The sequence below is a fragment of the Pirellulales bacterium genome, from assembly GCA_035939775.1.
GTDB lineage: Bacteria > Planctomycetota > Planctomycetia > Pirellulales > DATAWG01 > DASZFO01.
Genome location: DASZFO010000023.1, coordinates 1 through 3,538 on the forward strand (window position 1 = coordinate 1; position 3,538 = coordinate 3,538).

Annotated in this window: 2 protein-coding genes; one reads left to right on the forward strand and one right to left on the reverse strand. The window is 61.8% G+C overall.

The features are described 5' to 3' along the window. The first annotated feature begins 217 nt into the window (after positions 1-217). Positions 218-1,618, forward strand: coding sequence for an HD domain-containing protein (locus VGY55_01045; protein HEV2968540.1), 1,401 nt, complete (start codon positions 218-220; stop codon positions 1,616-1,618). A 701-nt stretch (positions 1,619-2,319) separates the two neighbouring features. On the opposite strand, the gene VGY55_01050 is transcribed toward VGY55_01045, so the two are convergent. Next, on the reverse strand, positions 2,320-3,538 hold a 1,219-nt coding region (locus VGY55_01050), incomplete at its 5' end, for an outer membrane beta-barrel protein (GenBank protein ID HEV2968541.1).

A 3,538-nucleotide genomic window follows, 5' to 3' on the forward strand; every position in this document is an offset into this window, starting at 1 on the left:
CGGCTGTGCGGCTACGGGCAAAGTTTGACGATCGGGCGCTTTCGAGCGGCGAAACTGGCAAATTGCGAAAATTGCGAAATGTGTCCGGTTCGGCAGCCAACAATGAATCAGAACACGTCCGACGCTAGCAGTTTCGGCCGCGAATTGGTCGGTGCGAACTTTTCACTTTGCTCAACCCTCACGGCCGGGTTCATGCACTACGTCTATGAGCCACCTCATGCCAGACTTTCGTAGCGAGAGCCTCAGTTTCGATCCGATCCACGGCTACATTCCGTTCACCTCGGGCGCCGGGCTGCCGGCCGACGAGATCGGCGAGCGGCAGATCATCGATCATCCGTGGGTCCAGCGGATGCGGCAGATTCACCAACTCCAAACGGCCTGGTGGGTTTTTCCGACCGCCGAGCACACGCGGTTTCAGCACATGCTGGGCGTGATGCATTTGGCCAGCCGCACCGTTGCGGCGCTCTATGGCAGTTTGAAGGATGTTTGCCCGGATGTTCCCAGCGGCGGCTATGTTGAATCGCTGATGCGGCTGGCGGGCTTGCTGCACGACGTGGGTCATGGGCCGTTCGGGCACTTCTTCGACGAGCACTTTCTCTCCACCTTCGGTCTGACGCACGAGAGCCTGGGCAGCGTGATCGTTCAGAACGAGCTGGGCGACCTGATCCGCCGCGTCCGGCGAAATCCGAATAGCCAGCTTGAGCCGGGCGAGACACTCGATCCGGCTCAAATCGCCGCGCTCATCACGCGGCCGAAGGATTCCAATGGCGACGGTCTGCCGCGATGGCTCGCGCTCTTGCGCAGCCTGTTCAGCGGCATTTACACGGTCGACAACATGGACTTCGTACTTCGCGACGCGTACATGTCGGGCTATAGCGCTCGGGCCTTCGATCTCGACCGGCTATTGCGCTACAGCTTCTTCAGTGAGGCCGGCCTGACGATCCACACTCGCGGCGTCGATGCGCTGGTGCGTTTCATGGGCGTGCGCGCGGAATTGTTTCGCACGGTTTACTTTCATCGCACCGTGCGCGCGATCGACCTGACGCTCAAGGATCTGTTCATTGAAAGCCGGCCTCATTTGTTTCCCGGCAATCCGATCGAGTATCTTGACGAATACTGTCGCTTCACCGAGTGGTCGCTGTTGGTCGACGTCGCCCGCTGGTCGGACAGCGACGATCCGCAGAAGCGAGCGCTCGGGCCGCGTTGGCGCGCGTTTCTGGCGCGCGATCTCCGCTGGAAGATGGTTTGCCAGCGAACGCTCGTCTTTGGCCCGGCGGACGCCGAATCGGCGAGTATCTTCAGCGACGGGCGATTTGTCGAGCAGGCGCTCCGCAAGCTATTGCGGGCGGAAATCGCGACGATGCCGCTCGTGATCGACCTGGCCCGGCACGTCAGCCGCCCGAACACGCGCGGATCGGCGGCGGGGCAGAACTTTCTGTTCGATCCGGCGGCGGGCAAACCGCGGCCGCTGACCGACGATCAACTCTTCCGCCAACTGCCCGTAAGCCATCGCATCTGCCGCGTCTACGCCGAAGACGATCGCTGCGCGACGGAGATTTCAGCCGCGCTCGACCGCTTGATCGGCCCCGGCGGCGCGGACGATCTGACGAACATGTGACGACCCTAATGCAAATCGCCATTGATTTCGGCACGTCCGTTGCATGAACGCTCGCGTGGGACAATCCTCAACTTGCGGGAGAACTATCTATGCGAGAAACACAACTTACATTGCCCGAAGTTGGTCTCATCGCGGCCACGCGCGGCGTCCTGGGCGCCGGGTTAGCCTTTCTGCTGGCGGACCGGATTCCAGAGAGTCAGCGAAAAACGGTGGGATGGACGCTGTTTTCGATTGGGGCGGTCAGCACGATTCCGCTTGCTTTAACGGTTTTTGGCCGAAGTCGGTGCGTGGACACTGCGGAAAGCGATCATCGACATACGCACGAGCCCCAGTGCGAATCCAATGATCGAGTCCGTGAGCAGACGGTGGCAACCGGGATCTGACCCCCGTGCGCTTCGACGGTGGCGATCTTCGCCCTGGCCGCCGCGGGATGCGCATCGACTGCCGGGCCTGGATGCCGGTAAAATGAAAGGATCGCAGCGGGCTGGAAAGGTCTCCGGAGCCGAAGCGCCGCCTTCGCTATTCGACGTCGTTCGTTGTCCCGCCGACGCCTGCTCCGGCAATGGCCGACTGCACTTGCGAGTGCCACACGTCGCTAGTGCCACACGCGCCAGTGCTACACCGCGACGAGGCGCAAAAAAGATCGCCGCGGCAGGAGTGCCGCGGCGATCTGAGATCGATCCGAGATTACTGAGATTCAGTTAGTACTGCCAAATCACGTCGCACGAAGTGATCCACTGGTGGTTGGCCGTGCCGTCGTGGTACGGCTTGACGCCGTTGAGGTCTTGGCCGCTGAACCAGTCGTAGCGGATTTCCGGACGGAACTGGACGTTCGCGTTCGGGTGGTAGTTCAGGCCGGCGGTGATGTCGTAGAAGTCGCCGGCGAATCCGCCCGCCGAGGCCACGTTGCCGTTGGGGGTTTGGAAGTCGCCCACCGGCGCCACGCGGGTGCCGTCGGTGTCGCGGAACCATTCGCTCCGCAAGGCCGCGGTCCAGCAGCAGTTCATCTTGTAGGTGGCGTAGCTGTCCAGGCCGAACCAAGAGGACGTGCCGCCGCCGGCTTCGCCGTTGGTCTGGAAGCCGTCGCCATTCTCGATCACATAGCTCAAGCGGTCGTTCAGATCGTGGGCCAGCACGATGCTCTGCACGAACCGGCCTTCGCGAGCGTTCGGATCGCCGCCGGGATTGCCGCCGCTGACGATCGGCTCGTTGCTGTACTGCCACGAGTAAGTCAGCGTGGTGTGCTTGTCCTTGGCGGTGAACACGAGCTGGCCGGTGTAGCCGGGGTTCTCATCCGTGTCGTTGAACGTGTCCCAGCCCTCGTCGATGCCGTTGACGATCGTCAACTGGTCGTTCGGCTTGAAGGTGGCCAAGACGCCGGTGTGCGTGAACGGATAGGCATACAGGAAGGTGTAGGTGTGGCTGTAGAACACGTTGCCGATCGCGGGCACGACTTCATTGCCCAACAGCGTGTACCAGTGACCGACCTTATACGACAGCTTGCTGGTGCCGAATTCCAAGTAGGCTTGCGGCATGGCCAACCCGTAGAACTTCCGCGGGTCGGTGTTCCAGCGGGGAATGCCGGCGTCGTTGGCGTCCAGTCCCTTTTCGACCGGATAGCGATAATCGGTGCCGTAGAGCAGATCGACATCGTAGCCCCAGTCCCAGCAGGTGTCGTTGTCCTTCAGGGCCTTCTGAATGACCGTGTAGAACTGGTTCATCTGGAATTCGTCGTCGCGGTCGTTGAAACCGTCGGGGCCGTTGAAGCCGTCCGGGTTCCGCTGGCCGTCGTGCGTGGCGTAGCCGGCCTCGAGCCAGCCCGTGACCGCGACATCATGGCACTTGAGCCAGCAATTGTTCTCGAACAAGTGCTTGACGGTTTGATCGGGGCAGGTGAGCTTGCAGCAATCGTCGCCGCCG